A 14,630-nucleotide genomic window follows, 5' to 3' on the forward strand; every position below is an offset into this window, starting at 1 on the left:
TCGAGTCGTGATCAGTTGGTGGTCCGGGTGAGGTCTTTGATCCAGATCATCGAGGCGCGCAGATGGAGGCCGGCGAGGTAGCTGTCCGGGGTCTTGTCGTATCGGGTGGCGACGCCTCGCCAGGCCTTGAGCTTGTTGATCAGACGCTCGACGGTGTTCCTCTCCTTGTCGAGGCCAGTGTCGTGGCTGACGGGCCGACCGCCCCCTGAGCCCTTCTTCTTCCGGTTGGCGGCCTGGCCCCTCTTCTCCGGGATCACCGCCTTGATGCCGCGTCTGCGCAGGTGGGCCCGGTTGCCGCGGGAGGAGTAGGTCTTGTCCCCGGTGACGGCGTCCGGCCGGGGTGTGGGGTCGTCCGACGGGGCCACGGACCCGTATCTTCCCCAGCACGGGGATGAACTGCGGGCTGTCCGCGGCCTGGCCGACGGTCAGCACGAACGCCGGCGGGCGGCACTTGCGGTCGGCAGCGAGGTGAACCTTGCTGGTCTGTCCGCCCCTGGAACGTCCCAGGAGGGCGGCCTTCAGCCGGAGTTTCCGCCGACGCCGGATGCGCTGTCGCTCCTCCCGCCCGGGATCGCTCGCGACGTCGTATCCGTCTTGTTCTTCGAGGCTGCCCCTTTTGACCTGGCCTTCTCCGCCTCGGCGGCAGCCTTCTCCAGTGCGCCGAGGTCGTCCTGGCCCAGGCGCATCCCGGCCGCGTCATGGTGAGCGCGCGCGGTGGTGGAGTCGATGCCGACCAGGGACAGGTCCACCGCACCCCGCTTCGCGGCTTGCGCCATCAGGCCCTCCAGCAGGGCCTCGAGGACACCCGCGTCACGCCACTGCCGGAAGCGGTTGTGGACGGTCGACCAGGCGCCGAACTCCTGCGGCATCTCCCGCCACTGCCCGCCGGTCTTGAACCGCCAGGTCACGCCTTCGAACTGCTGCCGCAGCCGCTCGGGGTATGGGCCGTACTCGCCGATCGGCAGGTACGGCCCGATGAACTCCCATTCCTCGTCGGTCAGTTGCACTCGCGTCACGCAAGAAGGTCAACCGCTCCAGGTCCCGCCACGAGGGCGAAACCCGCAGATTGATCACGACTCGATCCACGCCCTAGTAGGCCACTGAGCTTTGTAGTGGGCCACTTCGGTGCTCAACGGGCGAAGGGAATACGTTCAGCCGAGGATTGCGGTGGCTTCGATCTCCACCAGATGGTCGGGGATGTCCAATGCCGCAACGCCCAGCAGGGTGGCCGGCGGTACCGGGGTCATCCCCAGCTTTGCGGACGCCCGACGGATCCCCTCCAGGAGTGCGGGCATCTTGTCGGAGGTCCAGTCGACGGCGTAGACGGTCAGCTTCACCACATCATCGAAGGAACCGCCGACCTCGGCCAAGGCGGTGGCGATGTTGAGGTAACACTGCTCGACCTGGGCGGCGAGGTCGCCTGCGCCGACCGTGACTCCCTTGGCATCCCAGGCGACCTGCCCGGCGATGAAGACCAGCTTCGTCCCCGTCGCGATCGACACCTGCCGATAGACATCGATCTTGGGCAATCCGCTGGGGTTCACCAGTGTGATGGCCATGCTGCTTGCCTCCTTGTCACGGGAGCCCGGGGGCTCGCCGTCACCGGACCAAGACGTCCCTTGGTCTCTTGTGGTTACTCAGGAACCGTAGGAGAGTGGCCGCTGACGTGGAAGTACGCACTTTTCAGTGACGGAGGAACCTCATGGTGACCAAGCAGTTCACAGGCTCACCCGACGAAGCGGACCTGAGGCGCGCGGACTCTTTGGCGCGGGAGATCTTCTCGGACGTCGCCAACAAATGGGCGCTCCTGATCATCGAGGCCCTGGGCGAGCAAACGCTGCGCTTCAGTGAGCTGCGGAACGAAATCGAGGGCATCAGCCACAAGATGCTCACCCAGAACCTGCGCATGCTCGAACGCAACGGCCTGGTCGAGCGGACGGTGCATCCCGTCGTGCCGCCGCGGGTCGAGTACGCACTCACCGAGCCGGGCCAGGCCCTGCGCGTGACGATCGACGGACTGTGCGACTGGACCCACCGTTACCTCGGCCACATCGAGACCTCCCGCCACCGCTTCGACGCCTAAAGGGGGCGATCGCGTCGCTACCCGGCGGCCCAGTGGGATGCTCAGAGTGGCCAACTAGCGTACTCAGCCGCATGCAAGCAGCCGATTGATCGCGACATCACACATCGCCCTAGCTGCCCGCGCAGGCTGCCGGTCCTGTCCAGGTCTGCCAGGCGGTTTCCCAGCCGCCCGGGTCGTTGGTGTGGACGCTCGGGCCGGCCCAGGCGATGTAGCCGTCGGGGCGGAGAGGAGCGCGGGGCCGTCCTCGGTGCGGCGGGCCTGTGCGAGCAGGGTGTTGAGACGTGGAGCCTCGGCTTGTTCGACGGGTGCGGTGTCGGGGAGCTGGTGGTGGCGGTCCCAGGTCATGGACAGGTACCAGGCGGGGCGGGCCTTGCCATAGGGCACGAGGAAGCCGAAGCAGTCGCGGGTGCTGCCGAGGTGAGCCCGGTTCCTGCCGGACCGTGCGCGAGGCGGACGTCGGCCAGGACGACGGAGGACAGGACTGATGTGCCGGGGAAGTCGACGCCCAGCAGATCGCGAACGGTGCTGTGGGCGCCGTCCGCGCCGACGACGTACTGGGCCCTCCAAGTGGACGTCTCCCCTCCGCCTTTAGGGCGGGCGGTGACGGTCACCGCGTCGGTGTCCTGGTCGAGGCCGGTGACTTCGATGCCGCGCAGCACCGCCGCGCCCTGCTTGCGGGCGTGGCGTTCGGGGGCCTGGTCGACGTTGGTCTGCGGGGTGATCATCCCGTACGGGTAGCGGGAGGGCAGGTGGGTACGGTCGACGGCCACACCGGAGAAGAGATTCACGCGTCCGGTGGTGCTGGCATCCGCCAGCAGTTCGTCGACCAGGCCGCGGCTGTCGAGGACTTCCAGGGTGCGGGCCATGGTGGCGAAGGCGCGGCTGGAGGGGTTGATGGACGGCCAGCGCTCCAGCACGGTGACCGTGCGGCCGGCGCGGGCGAGATCGCCGGCGACGGTCATGCCGTGGGCCCGCCACCCACTACGAGCACGCCCATGCGGTGCGTGTCGGGTGCGCCCTGAGCACCTTTCAGGCCGAACACCCGGACGTCGTCGTCCGGCTACGGCGGTCGAGTGGATCCTTCACCGAGCACGCGGCAGCAATGCGTGAAGGCCGCTACGACCTCATGCTGCTGCCCGTGCCCTCCCAAGGCTGCGCACTGCTCGGCTCGGACGTCATCACCGACCAGCTCACCCACATGCGGCTCGGGCTGGCCTGCCGCAGCGACGACCCCCTCGCCCACGCCCGGAACGTGACCTGCGCCGACCTCGCCGACCGCCGCTTGATCGCCTTCTCCGCCGGCTGGGGCAACCGCGCCATCGTCGACAGCCTCTTCGCCGCCGCCGGCATCGAGCGCACCGTCGCCCTGGAAGTCGTCGACACCACCACCGCCCTGACCGTGATCCACCGCAACCTCAGCCTCGCCTTCGTGCCGCAGGAACAGATCGCCACACGCCCCGGCATCACCCAGGTCGACCTCGCCGGACCCACCCCCCTTGATCGCCCTCGCCCATTCCAGCTACGGAGCCCACACAGCACTCGGGTCGGCTCCGACCGAACGCCATGGCGCAACCGATCCGGCGCTCTCATCGTCGGCTCGGCCAGTGTCGCAACCGGCCTTCGGAGTGCCACGTCTCCTTGTCTGCGAGGGCTCGGCGCAGCCGGGCCAGGCGGAGGAGGCGGGGCGATGTCGAACAGGCTGACGGGTGCCGTGGTCTGCGGGGCGGTCGCGGTGCTGCTTCTCGGCTTCGCGTTGCGGGAGGCAGCAGTGGTGCGGCGGCTGCGGCGGGACGGGATTCGCGCGCAGGGTGTCGTGGTCGACAACGTACGGCCCTCTACGTGGCCCAGGGCCGCATCATCGCCAGCTCCCTCTTCCTCCGGGGACACGGAAAATGCGTCGGCAACCCTGCGGGCCACCGACGCTCCGACGTCTGGATTTCAGGTCTGCCGCTCGCTGATGTTGACCATCCAGGTGATGCCGAACTTGTCCGTGCACATGCCGAACACGTCACCCCACATCTGCTTCTCCAGCGGGACGGACACACTGCCACCATCGGACAGCTTGTCCCAGTAGCCACGCAGTTCGTCCGAGTCGTCGCCGCTCAGGCTCACCGCGAAGTTGTTCCCGGGCTTGTGTTCCGTCCCGGGCGGATTGTCGGCACCCATCAACGTAAATCCGCTGGCGGTCTCCAGCATGCTGTGCATGACCTTGTCGGCGTATCCGGGGGGCCTCTCGGAACCGAAGCTGCCATAGGTGTGGACAGCCAGGTCGCCGCCGAGGACTTCCTTGTAGAACTCCATGGCTTGCTTCGCTTCACCGGAGAAGCTGATGTACGGGTTAAGACGAGAGACCACAAGACGCCCCTTTCCTGACGAATGGTCAGCGCGGGCAGCCTACGTCCATCACGGGCAAAATCGGACGACCTGAGGCGCGTGGCCGCTGCCCGGACCACATCAGATACCGATGCGGCAAGAACGCATCGAAGTCATCTCCTGTCGCTGAAGCTCACCATTCAAGGTTCACGCGGCGAGTGTCAGCGACGTTTCCGGAAGCTTGGTCGACGGAGCGCCTCCTGCGGTTCTGCCGTCGTCGTGCCGCACGGGACGCGGCGGCTTGCGGGTGCAACTGTGACCAGGTCGCTCTCATTCAGGAGCCGCTCCCCCAGTGCGGCCGAGGACCACGACCCCAGGGCAACCCCTGAGTGGCCGTGGAGCGGACGGTCTGGCTGTCCGGCTCTCCGGGCGCCAGCGCTATGCCCGGGTTCCCGGTTTCGGGGTTCGATGGTCAACCGGCCGTCGCGACCTTCCGACGCGTCGTCGACGCGCTGGTCGGACCGGAGGCGGTGCACCTGCGCGAAGCCACATGGTTGTCGCGGTGGTGTCTGAAAATCCGCATGGTCGATGGGACAGGACGCCGGCGACCACGGCGGTTCGAGGAGCGGGCGATTCAGTTGTCGGTCTGGTGGGAGGCGAACTGGTCGTGCAGCCGTTGCATGGCGTCGCTGCCGAACATCAGTTCCATGCTGGCGGCGGAACCGGCGGCGGAGCCCTGGCTTCGGAAGAAGAGCGCCTGCTCGCGGGCGGCCAGAGCGGCCTCGGCGTCGCCGGGGTGGGCGACGAGCGCTCGGCCGAGTTCGGCGCCCTTGAGCAGGGCGAGGTTGGCGCCTTCGCCGGCGAAACGGGAGTTGCTTACCCTCCCCGCATTCGGCACAGGAGCAGCCTTCCCGCGATCCGGACATCGGCTTCCACCACGTCGACTAACTGGGGAGGCAGTCGCGAGGTGCACGAGTCGCGGCGGCTGCGCCTATTGTCGTCGGGCGCCAACACGTACAGCCGCAACTACCTCGCCGAGACGGAGGATGGTTCAGCGATGCCGATGCTGAACGTGTTCCGCCGCAACGGTGACGAGATCCGCCACTTCTGGGGCTCGGAGATGCTCTACGCGCCCACCGATCCCGGTCAGGACCCCCGGCACGTAAGCACCCTGGAGCCGCTCTGGAACATGTTCGATCTCACCCCGGACGGGCGCGCAGCCGACTGGGACGAGCAGCTGAGCTACTCATGACGCGAAGTTGTTTGGTGCCGCTCTACAGGGGCATCCGGCCGGCCCGTGTACGCGGCGCCGGTCTCCTTGCCGGTCGCTCCCGGTCGACGACGCGGCGAACTGCCACCGGCGCAATTCGACGTGCATCCACCGAGGCATCAGGCACGGGCAGCGGATCACGTACGTCGTGGACCGATGTGGTCACGCACTTGGCGACACCCTGCGTGCGGGCGGCTTCCTGGAGCTGCTGACGGCCGGTGGCACTGAAGGCGGTGAGCTTGGACGGTGAAACTCTCTTGGGCGAAGTACAGGGCGTCGCGGCCGTGGCCAGCGACGAGCTCCAGCACGCCCTTGGCCCCACCAGCGTGGAAGACCGCGCTGGTGTGAACGGGGACGCAGAGGGCTACTCGCCCAGTCGCTGCACGCACAAGCCAATGACCGGTCTCGCCGACCAGCTCCCGGACGAACGCCTGGCCAGTCCCGGCGACGACCTGCTCCTCAGCCCTTGACGGCTCCCGGGCCCAAGTCGCGTTCGTATAGCGCAGGTTGTTGCGCAGCTCGTGGGCCTCCGTGACCGCTCTTCGCCAGGCTCATTTCGCTGAGCCACATCAACGGCTGGACAGCCCTGGGATCCAGGCCATGCCGAGATACCGGCACCACGGCCCGTCAGGTGATCTGCGCGCGTGGGTCCGATCCTGCCGAGGAGGAACGGGGTAGCGTCTCGCGGGTGGATGGGCGATTTGGTCTGGAAGTTCCGCGTTCGCTGCAAGAGGCGTGCGATCCGCGACGTATGGCACTGCTGGTCTACGACATGCAGGCCGGCATCCTGGGACAGATCAACGAACGTGATCGTGTCATTCGGCGCGCCGTGGAGGTGGTCCAGGCGGCCCGGGCCGCGGAAGTCCGTACGTTCTTCCTGCGACACGTGACGCTTCCCCCTGAACTCATGGGCGTATCGCAATTGCGCATGTGGAGTGGCTGGCAGCGGGTCGAGCGAGCAGCTGATGTGGTGTCACCCTTCCCGCCGGATGCCGCGCAGACTCAGCTCATCCCGGAAATGCGGCCCACGGCTCACGAGGCCGTGATCGACAAGATCACCATGTCGGCGTTCGAAGGCACATGGCTCGATATCGTGCTACGCGACTGTGGGATCACCACCGTTGTCGTCATCGGTGTCGCCATCGAGATCGGTATCGAACCCACCATCCGGCATGCGGCGGACCTGGGCTACATCCCGGTTGTCGTCACCGATGCCTGTGGCGGCGGCGACAGGGAGGCCGCCGAGCGTTCACTCGCTGCGCTGCGCTTTGCGGGGGACGCTCTGCTGACCAGTGCAGAGGAATTCCGCTCTGTACTCGGCTCCGGCTGAGGACGGGTCGAGTGGCCGGCAGAATGCCGTCGGCAGGCGACGAACCTCAGGGGGCCGCTCACAGGTAACGGATTTCGGCTCGGTCAGGCATTCCCGGGCGTTCCGACACACCTGGTTCACCAGGGTCGTTGATCCACCCGCCCCGTGATCAGTCTTCGGCTGCCACTCCCCGTCGCGCAGAGGTGCCGAGGATGGTGGCGGTGAAGTTCGCCAGTTGTTCCCGCATTTCCTCGCGGGGCACGCGCTTCTCGTCGGCCAGATACTCGACTAGGTCGGCTCGGGTGGCGGCGAGCAGAGCGTGGGCGGTGAAGTCGCTTTCGATCAGCCCCGGAATCAGATTCAGCAAATCTCGGAGCAGAGTGTGCCATCGCTCGTAGTGCTCTGTTCGGTAGGGGCTGTCGCTGCCGGCTCCCTCCAGGGCCAGCGCGAGGTGGCGGTTGTCGAGCTTGAAGCACAGGACGGCGTCGAGCAGGGCCGGTACGCGTTGAATCGGCGGCGCGGCGGGCCCCAGCGGCGGCGGGCCCTCTTCGACGGCGTTCCTGATCGGTTCGAGTCGCGCTTCGTACAGTGTGCGGATCAGCCCCGTGCGATCACCGAAGGCACGGAAGAGCGTTCCCTTGCCGACGCCCGCCGCCGCCGCGATGTCGGCCATGGTGACGTCCTCGGGGCTCTGGCACTGGGCGAAGAGCGCGTCGGCGGCGGTCAGTACGGCCGCCCGGTTACGGGTTGCGTCCTTGCGTGGTCTGCGCTCGGCCACCATGTGATCCCTCCAGTTGCAATACGGACCCGCGGTCCGTATTTTCGTCGAAGCGGACCACCGGTCCGTATCGTACGGGACGGAGAACGGAGCATGTCATGCCCGCAAACACCTCACCGACAGATCTGTACCGCCACAGCCTGCGCCTCCTGCTGGACAAGAACATTCCCGCCTGGGTAGGCCTGTGGGCCGAGGGCGGCATCATGGAGTTCCCCTTCGCTCCCCCAGGCTGGCCCGCGCGCCTGGAGGGCAGGGCGGCCATCGCCGCCTACATGCGCGACTATCCCGACCACATCGATCTGCACGACTTCCCCAACGTACAGATCCACGAGACCACCGACCCCGGGACCATCGTGGTCGAGATGCGCGGCCTGGGCCGCGTGGTGGCGACCGGCGGCCCCTTCGACATGACCTACATCGCCGTGGTGGCTGTTCAGGACGGACGCTTCACCTCGTACCGCGATTATTGGAACCCGCTCGCCGTCCACGCCCCCGGCATCAACTTCACCAGGAGCAACCCCCGATGACCGCCACCGACACCACCCTGGTCATCGGCGCCACCGGCACCACCGGCAGCCGTACCGCCGCCCAGCTGATCGCAGCCGGCCACCGCGTCAAGGCCGCCAGCCGTCGCGCCACCCCGCTGCCGGGTACGGAACCCGTCCGCTTCGACTGGTACGACCCCGACACCTTCGGCGACGCCCTCACCGGAGCCGACCGCGTCTACCTCATCCCGCCGGTGGGCGATCCGGACCCGGCCGCAGTCATGCTGCCCTTCCTCCAACAGGCCCGCGCCGCAGGCGTACACCGCGCGGTACTCCTCAGCTCCTCGGCCATCCTCGAAGGGGGCCCGGCCGTGGGCGCGGTACACCAGGCCCTGCCCGGCCTGTTCGACCAGTGGACGGTCCTCCGGCCCTCCTGGTTCATGCAGAACTTCACTGGCACGCACGCCCACGCCCGCAGCATCCGTGAAGACGGCATCATCCTGACCGCGGCCGGGACCGGCCGTGTCGGATTCATCGACGCCGACGACATCGCCGCCGTCGCCGTACGTGCCCTGACCGACAACCGCGCACCCAACACCGACCTGGTCCTGACCGGACCGGAGGCCCTCAGCCACGACGACATCGCCCTGATCATGACGGAGGTCACCGGCCGCCGCGTGGCCCACCACCACCTGACATACGACGCCACGCGTGACCGCCTGGCCACACAGATACCGCTGGAGTTCGCCACAATGCTGGCCGACATGGACCGTGCCATCGCCGACGGAGCCGAGGACCGTACCACCGACACCGTCCACCGCCTCACCGGCCGCCCGCCACACAGCTTCCGGGCAGTCGCCGAACGGGAGCTGGCACACGGCAGCTGAAATGCGCCGCCACCGTGTGCGGGCGCGAGGCCCTGCCCATCCTGGCATGCAGCCCGCCCCGCGGGGTGACGGCTGTGAGCAATCCGCTGCCGCCGATGCTCAAGACACCCTCATAGCGCCCCACCGTAGGGCAGTCAGCTCTGCTCGGGCACCGGTTGCCCAGGCATCAGAACAGCAAGTCCGGCGAAGACAGCAACCATGTGCTTGCTCGACGCCACACTGCAGACGTCTTCGTCTGGTCCACCGGTGATCCATGCGAAATCGCTTGGCCCATCCGTGCATCTTCCGACGACCGCAAGGACATCCGCACATGACTTCCGGCAGCTGAAGCGTCGCACGACGCCGAAGAGGGCGGGCGCCACACCGAAGCGTCGGATTGCTCGTTGCCCCACTCCCCGACCTGGGCTAACGTCCCAACTCCGATACCACTTCCCTCAGAACTTCGCAGGGGCTAGGTCCGCAGAAGCACAATCAGGGCTGATCGTCGAGATCCAGGCGATGGGCCGCGGGACCACCACCGCGGTCAGGAGCTTGTAGAACTCGTTGCGGGACATCTCAGCGGGGTCAAAGTCAATGCGCATGGTGATCAGTATCCATACAGGCGGCCGCGGATCCTACAGCGGATCCACGGCACCACCAAACCCCTGAGTTCGACAGAAAGTGCCCGGTATCGGACCCATCGAGCGCCAGGAGCCGACACCGTACCCACAGCAGCCCCCACCGTCTGGGAGGACTTCGAGGTCCCCGCGCATGCCCGCGGCGGACAGGTCACCCTCAACCTCCACGACCACCTGGCCGCATACGCCCCCAAGCGCCCGGGCGCGTACCTGGGCGCCCGGGCGCGTACCTGGGGATCTCCTCTGACCGCTTCGGCCTGGAGGCCGGCGTCGAGCGCCAGCTTGAGGGCGCCGAAGACACCCGTGCACGCCTGCGCTGGGGCCCGTTCGCCAAGGTTTACCGCGAGAACGACACCTCCGCTTTCAAGAAGCGCAAGGTCATCAAGCCCGACGGCTCCATCGACTGGATGGTCCTGCGCCCCGAATTCCGCCAGCTCCTGGCCGACCCCGCCAACGGTGTCATCGACGGTGTGATCTTCTACGACCTCGACCGGCTCGTCCGCCAGCCCCGGGACCTCGAAGACCTCATCGCATGGGATCGCCCAGGGTCGCATCGCGTACGGCTGGGTTCGCAAGGGTGAGCGCGAAGGACAACTTGTCCCTGATGAAGCCGACATCGTCGTCCGTATCTTCCAGGACTTCATGTCGGGGGAATCGGCCTACAGCATCGCCAAGACCTTCAATGCCGAAGGGATCGGGCCTCCTGCCGCCCGCACCTGGTCTTCCACAATGGTGGCCAAAATGCTCCGCAATCCCCGCTACGCGGGCATGGTCTCCTACGCCGGCAAACACCGGATCCAAGCTGCTACGGCCGGAGACGGCTGGTCCGTCGTCCTCTTCGACGACGAGGGACGCCCCTTGCTCGGCTCGTGGGAACCCATCGTCACTCCCAAGCTCTGGTCCCGGTTCCAGTTCGAGTGGCAACGCCGCCGCCAGAAGGCCGGAATCAAGCCCGGTGATTCCGGCGACCTCTCCGATGCCGGGGGCGGCGGCGTCCCGGGCGGTGAGCGGATTCACACTCCACCTCTGCTGGATGGTTTTGAGCACCGAGGTGTGGTCCAGCGGCACGCTGTCATCGGGGACGCGGAAGACGGTCCCGGGCGCGATGAGCGGGGAATCCAGCACTGTGGGCACGCGCACCCCGAATCGGGTGAAGTCGAAACCGGCTTCTCCGGCCGATTGGTCGGGCGGTGTCGCGCCGGCGGGCGGTGGCACATGGTCGTAACAACCGCCGTGCTCGTCATAGGTGATGACCAGCAGGGTCTTGTCCCAGTCCGGTCCGGTGCGCAGCGCGTTGTACACGTCGAGGATGAGCTGTTCGCCCTGCGCGACGTCATCGTTGGGGTGTTGGCTGTTTCCGTCGTGCTTCCAGGCGGGCTCCAGGAAGGTGAACGCGGGGAGTGAGCCGTCGGCGGGTGCCGAGGGTGGAGGGGGCACGGATTCCGCCATACAGAGTCGGCATGGCACCGTGCCGCAGGACGTCCAGGTCGTCGATGCAGTCCGCGCCTGCGGCCATGTCGGCCACGATGCTGGCGACCTTGGCGTCCGCTGCGGCACCCGCGCTGTTCTTCGCCCCGCTCAGCCCCACCTTCTGCGCCGTCAGACGGGCGAGCCCGCACCGCTCTGCCAGCCGCATCACCGGGACCAGCCCGGCATACGCGACCAGATTTCTGTCATCGAACGCGGCGGACTCCGCCGAAGCGGCATGGGAAGACTGCATCTCGCGGATGTTCTCTTGCTCTGTGGATGCGGAACCGTAGGAAGTCCCATCTTCCCAGTTCAGAGGCCATCCGCGTCTCCATCTTCAAGCCCTGGAATGGCTATCGACCGGCGAGTCAGTCGAGGAGACGGCTCATGAACAGTGCCGTTTCCCCCTCGGACTCGGTTCCGCTGTAGAGGGAAGTGTCCAGGCCGCAGAAGGTGAAACCCATCCGCTGATAGGCGCGGATGGCCGGAGCGTTGATATTGGTCACTTCCAGCCAGACGTGCCCGGCACCGCATGCCCGGGCCCAGTCGATGGCGTGGCTCATCAGCGTGCGTCCGATTCCGCGGCCCTGGTACGGCCCGGCCACCTCAATATCGGCAATGACCAGCCGCCGGTTCCAGGGCTCATACTCCGTGTCGACATAGCCGCATACGCGATCGCCGTCCAGCGCGACGAACCGACGCTCACCCGCCGACGCCTCATCATCCTCGGGCTCGTCGTCGGGGAAGACTTTGTGAACCGGCGGGTCCAGCCGAGTGGACCGAATAGTGAACCCGTCCCCGGAGTCGAACACTTCGAAGACGGTGTCAGAGCTGAACTCGCCTTTGATGGCTACGGACCTGTCCCTCTCGCTCTCAGCAAGGCGATAGGTGATTTCCTCCACAGCCTCATGTCCGGCTGATCTACTGTCAGGTAGCGTCACGTCCTCACCGTACCGGTCTGGTGCACCAGGGCGGTCGGGTCCAATCCGCCAGCCGGTTCACCGCCAACAGACCCGCGTTCGCGATCAGACTCGCTCCGTCGAGCCAGACAAAGACCACCGAATCGGCATGGGACGCTTTCACCCACGAGATGCCTCACCGATCGTGCGTGAAGAAGCCTTCGGCAAGCCCATCATCACAGGTCAAGAGGCATCTCTCACGTTCCCGCCACACATCTCCCAGGTAGCACACCGGTGGATCGAGGCTAGCCGGTACGGGATCCGAGAGCTGCCGTTCACATCGGCGTCCGAGGAGCCGCCGCAGCCGCAGACCGACGCGAGTGCCACGCCCATGAGCCAGGCTGTGCCGCGGCGTTCAGTGCGCCGCGGCGGGCACGGCCGCGTCCTCCTGCGGGACAGCTGCGGCGGGGGTGTCGGTGAGGCCGAGGCGGAGGTGTTCCACGTGGTGGAGGGCCTGGTCGAGGAGTGCGGCGACGTGGTTGTCGTGGAGCGCGTAGACGACGGAGCGGCCCTGGCGGGTGCCGGTGACCAGGCCGAGGTTGCGCAGCAGGCGCAGTTGGTGGGAGCAGGCGGACTGCTCCATGCCCACGGCGGTGGTCAGCTCGGTCGCCGCGCACGGCCCCTCGCGCAGGCGGGCGAGGATCAGCAATCGGGAGGGCGTGGACAGAGCCTGGGGCATGGTCGCGACCTGTGGCGCGTTCTCCGGGGTCAGGCACGCCGCCCGTACGTCCACGAGCAGGCGAAACGTCGCGCTCTCCCTGCAACGCTCGGCGCGGCGTGCCCGTAGACCTCATCGACCATCTTGGCCGACTTCCAGCCGAGGCCGCGGCTGTGCCGTGGGTGCGGACGTCCGCTGATGCCGGCGGCGAAGGCGACGGCAGTGTTCTGTTCGTCTGAGTGTCGGTCGCGGCACTGGCGGCGGATGCGGCGGGCGTGGGCGGGACCGAGGTGGTGAAAGCCGGTGTGACGTCCAGCTCCGCCGCCGACTGCGTTTGCGCAGCAGCCGCTGCCCCCAGTCCCACGCCGAAGCCCACATCCAGTGGGCGTTTATCATCCTCATGTCCCGCCGTCCGGCCCGGCAGCTCCGCCACACCGAGGAGGTCCCGGACACCCTCGCGACAGCCGGCTGAAGATCCCTCCACTGCCGTTCGGCTGCCCGCCCACTGGACGCCCATCCGAACGGCAAACAGGAACATCACCACGCTTCAAGGCGCCGGGCCCGTGCGGCCGTGCGGCCGTGCCTCATGCTGGCTTTCTGCCGCGGCCGAACCCCGCACCTCAGCCGCCCTCCTCGCTTCCTGGGAAAATACTTGCCTGAGCGGAAAGCGCCCTGATACTTTCTCCTCAGGAAAGTAATTGAATCCATGGAAGCACGGAGGTAGTGATGGCTTCTCAGCCCACCCCGCAGGAAGCGGCCGAGGCGCTGCGGAACATCGACCAGCGCGCCGAGCAGGCCCGTGGATCGTTGCGTAACGCGCCACGCTGGTTGGACTGGCTCGCCGGCGCGGTGATCTTCCTGTACTGCACGTCCATCGACTTCTTCCCCGGCAGCGCCGTGTGGCGAAGCTGGATCTTCGCCGCACTGGCCGTCGGATACGCCATCGCGCTCCGCACGAGGCGAGGGTCGGCGCTGCTGGGCCAATCCGCCCGGATCCACCGGCAGGCGGTTTCGCCGAGGTTCGTTCTCATCGCACGGCTCACCCTCGCCGCAGTGGTGGCAGCCTCCGTGGTGGCCGTGGCGCTCCTGGGCAGCGCGCACACCAGCATGTACGTGCCCTACCTGAGCACGATCCTCGGCGCGGTCCTGGCCACCGCACTGATCGGATTCGGCACCCGACTCCGCGCCGGCCTGGCCACGCTGGCCGGCAGCGGCCACCGTATGGGGGGCCTCCCCGATGGCCGCAGCTGAGCTGTCCCCACTGCTGGTCGATCCCACGAGGCTGTCCATCGTGTCCCTGCTTGCCGCAACGGAGTGGGCGGAGTTCGGCTTGGTACGGGAATCGGTGGGCATGTCCGACTCAGCGCTGTCCAAGCAGGTGACAACGCTGAGCAAGCCGGGATACATCGAAGTCCGCAAAGGCTACGTGGGCAAGCGCCCGCGCACCTGGCTGAGCCTCAGCGATACCGGACGCAGCGCGCTGCAAGCGCACATCGCGGCACTGCACCAGATCGTCGAACAGGCACGGCAGACCGGGCAAGCCCGTCGCGTCGACACCGATGAGCCGGCGACCTGACGCCGCGAGGACAAAGACGCCGAGCAACCGCGCGCGAGTGCCGGGGGCCCACTTCCCGGACAGGTCGACGCGGCGCGGGCTGAGCAGATGCGCGGAGCGAGCCGTGTGCCGCCCGGTCCCCACGGTGAGTCCGCATCCACCAGTCACGTGGCCCGGGCTCAGCGGGCAGCTTGGGATCCGTAGCCGCGGAGGTTCACCATGGATGAGCCAGCTACGGCGACGTGCGGG

General features: G+C 67.4%; 17 protein-coding genes and 5 pseudogenes. 11 read left to right on the plus strand and 11 right to left on the minus strand.

The annotated features are described in order from the left end of the window. Positions 1-11: 11 nt before the first annotated feature. Both SNA_RS39925 and SNA_RS19505 read right to left on the minus strand, forming a co-directional pair. A pseudogene (locus SNA_RS39925) lies at positions 12-1,016 on the minus strand (IS5 family transposase). Between the two features lie 135 nt (positions 1,017-1,151). Beyond that, a complete protein-coding gene (locus SNA_RS19505; RefSeq protein WP_030068156.1) occupies positions 1,152-1,559 on the minus strand; it encodes a RidA family protein in 408 nt (135 codons plus the stop codon). Between the two features lie 143 nt (positions 1,560-1,702). On the opposite strand from SNA_RS19505, the gene SNA_RS19510 reads away from it, so the two are divergent. Further along, positions 1,703-2,083: a winged helix-turn-helix transcriptional regulator gene (locus tag SNA_RS19510; RefSeq protein ID WP_030068155.1), complete on the plus strand. Its 381-nt coding sequence runs from the start codon at positions 1,703-1,705 to the stop codon at positions 2,081-2,083. A 341-nt stretch (positions 2,084-2,424) separates the two neighbouring features. On the opposite strand, the gene SNA_RS19515 is transcribed toward SNA_RS19510, so the two are convergent. After that, positions 2,425-3,045: an FAD-dependent monooxygenase gene (locus SNA_RS19515; protein WP_051877407.1), complete on the minus strand. Its 621-nt coding sequence runs from the start codon at positions 3,043-3,045 to the stop codon at positions 2,425-2,427. A 38-nt stretch (positions 3,046-3,083) separates the two neighbouring features. Here SNA_RS19515 and SNA_RS45240 point away from each other — a divergent pair. Beyond that, positions 3,084-3,515: pseudogene (locus SNA_RS45240) on the plus strand (LysR substrate-binding domain-containing protein); the annotation flags it as partial. 506 nt (positions 3,516-4,021) lie between these two features. On the opposite strand, the gene SNA_RS19525 reads toward SNA_RS45240, so the two are convergent. Together SNA_RS19525 and SNA_RS43295 are read right to left on the minus strand one after the other, a co-directional pair. Further along, positions 4,022-4,438: a VOC family protein gene (locus SNA_RS19525; RefSeq protein ID WP_030068153.1), complete on the minus strand. Its 417-nt coding sequence runs from the start codon at positions 4,436-4,438 to the stop codon at positions 4,022-4,024. A gap of 592 nt (positions 4,439-5,030) precedes the next feature. Continuing rightward, positions 5,031-5,294: a hypothetical protein gene (locus SNA_RS43295; RefSeq protein ID WP_030068151.1), complete on the minus strand. Its 264-nt coding sequence runs from the start codon at positions 5,292-5,294 to the stop codon at positions 5,031-5,033. A 69-nt stretch (positions 5,295-5,363) separates the two neighbouring features. Here SNA_RS43295 and SNA_RS43300 point away from each other — a divergent pair, with 69 nt between their 5' ends. The 3 genes from SNA_RS43300 (at position 5,364) to SNA_RS19545 (ending at position 6,996) form a co-directional block, all read left to right on the plus strand. Further along, a complete protein-coding gene (locus tag SNA_RS43300; protein WP_030068150.1) occupies positions 5,364-5,648 on the plus strand; it encodes a DUF899 family protein in 285 nt (94 codons plus the stop codon). Positions 5,649-5,923: 275 nt separating this feature from the next. Then, positions 5,924-6,136 (plus strand): hypothetical protein, encoded by a 213-nt coding sequence (locus SNA_RS42510; protein WP_157879994.1) that lies wholly within the window; start codon positions 5,924-5,926, stop codon positions 6,134-6,136. Positions 6,137-6,417: 281 nt separating this feature from the next. Next, positions 6,418-6,996: a cysteine hydrolase family protein gene (locus SNA_RS19545; protein ID WP_044366013.1), complete on the plus strand. Its 579-nt coding sequence runs from the start codon at positions 6,418-6,420 to the stop codon at positions 6,994-6,996. 148 nt (positions 6,997-7,144) lie between these two features. Here SNA_RS19545 and SNA_RS19550 read toward each other — a convergent pair whose 3' ends face one another. Continuing rightward, positions 7,145-7,756 (minus strand): TetR/AcrR family transcriptional regulator, encoded by a 612-nt coding sequence (locus SNA_RS19550; protein WP_030068146.1) that lies wholly within the window; start codon positions 7,754-7,756, stop codon positions 7,145-7,147. A 95-nt stretch (positions 7,757-7,851) separates the two neighbouring features. Between SNA_RS19550 and SNA_RS19555 the strand changes: the two genes are divergently transcribed. After that, positions 7,852-8,280 carry a nuclear transport factor 2 family protein gene (locus SNA_RS19555; RefSeq protein ID WP_030068145.1) on the plus strand — a complete coding sequence of 143 codons (429 nt, stop codon included), beginning with the start codon at positions 7,852-7,854 and terminating at the stop codon, positions 8,278-8,280. Beyond that, complete coding sequence (locus SNA_RS19560) at positions 8,277-9,125, plus strand: NmrA family NAD(P)-binding protein (RefSeq protein ID WP_044366015.1); 849 nt, start codon at positions 8,277-8,279, stop codon at positions 9,123-9,125. The genes SNA_RS19555 and SNA_RS19560 overlap by 4 nt, the downstream gene beginning before the upstream one ends. 437 nt (positions 9,126-9,562) lie before the next feature. On the opposite strand, the pseudogene SNA_RS39945 reads toward SNA_RS19560, so the two are convergent. After that, positions 9,563-9,706, minus strand: a pseudogene (locus SNA_RS39945) (flavin reductase family protein); the annotation flags it as partial. Positions 9,707-10,149: 443 nt separating this feature from the next. On the opposite strand from SNA_RS39945, the gene SNA_RS45245 reads away from it, so the two are divergent. Next, complete coding sequence (locus SNA_RS45245; RefSeq protein WP_420823494.1) at positions 10,150-10,323, plus strand: recombinase family protein; 174 nt, start codon at positions 10,150-10,152, stop codon at positions 10,321-10,323. 61 nt (positions 10,324-10,384) lie between these two features. Beyond that, positions 10,385-10,594 (plus strand): annotated as a pseudogene (locus tag SNA_RS45250) (recombinase family protein); the annotation flags it as partial. A 222-nt stretch (positions 10,595-10,816) separates the two neighbouring features. Here the strand turns inward: SNA_RS45250 and SNA_RS45255 are convergent. The 4 genes and pseudogenes from SNA_RS45255 to SNA_RS19580 form a co-directional block, all read right to left on the minus strand. Continuing rightward, positions 10,817-11,191, minus strand: a pseudogene (locus tag SNA_RS45255) (alkaline phosphatase family protein); the annotation flags it as partial. Beyond that, positions 11,076-11,462 (minus strand): hypothetical protein, encoded by a 387-nt coding sequence (locus SNA_RS43305; protein ID WP_198535092.1) that lies wholly within the window; start codon positions 11,460-11,462, stop codon positions 11,076-11,078. The pseudogene SNA_RS45255 and the gene SNA_RS43305, both read right to left, overlap by 116 nt. 115 nt (positions 11,463-11,577) lie before the next feature. After that, positions 11,578-12,111, minus strand: coding sequence for a GNAT family N-acetyltransferase (locus tag SNA_RS19575; protein WP_030068141.1), 534 nt, complete (start codon positions 12,109-12,111; stop codon positions 11,578-11,580). A gap of 412 nt (positions 12,112-12,523) precedes the next feature. Beyond that, complete coding sequence (locus SNA_RS19580; protein ID WP_044366017.1) at positions 12,524-12,907, minus strand: ArsR/SmtB family transcription factor; 384 nt, start codon at positions 12,905-12,907, stop codon at positions 12,524-12,526. Between the two features lie 645 nt (positions 12,908-13,552). On the opposite strand from SNA_RS19580, the gene SNA_RS19585 reads away from it, so the two are divergent. Both SNA_RS19585 and SNA_RS19590 read left to right on the plus strand, forming a co-directional pair. Continuing rightward, positions 13,553-14,077, plus strand: a complete 525-nt coding sequence (locus tag SNA_RS19585; protein ID WP_030068138.1) for a hypothetical protein — start codon at positions 13,553-13,555, stop codon at positions 14,075-14,077. Next, positions 14,064-14,402 (plus strand): winged helix-turn-helix domain-containing protein, encoded by a 339-nt coding sequence (locus SNA_RS19590; protein WP_030068136.1) that lies wholly within the window; start codon positions 14,064-14,066, stop codon positions 14,400-14,402. Before SNA_RS19585 ends, SNA_RS19590 begins: the two co-directional genes overlap by 14 nt. Positions 14,403-14,630: the final 228 nt, after the last annotated feature.

Source organism: Streptomyces natalensis ATCC 27448, assembly GCF_000935125.1.
Taxonomy (GTDB): Bacteria; Actinomycetota; Actinomycetes; order Streptomycetales; family Streptomycetaceae; genus Streptomyces; species Streptomyces natalensis.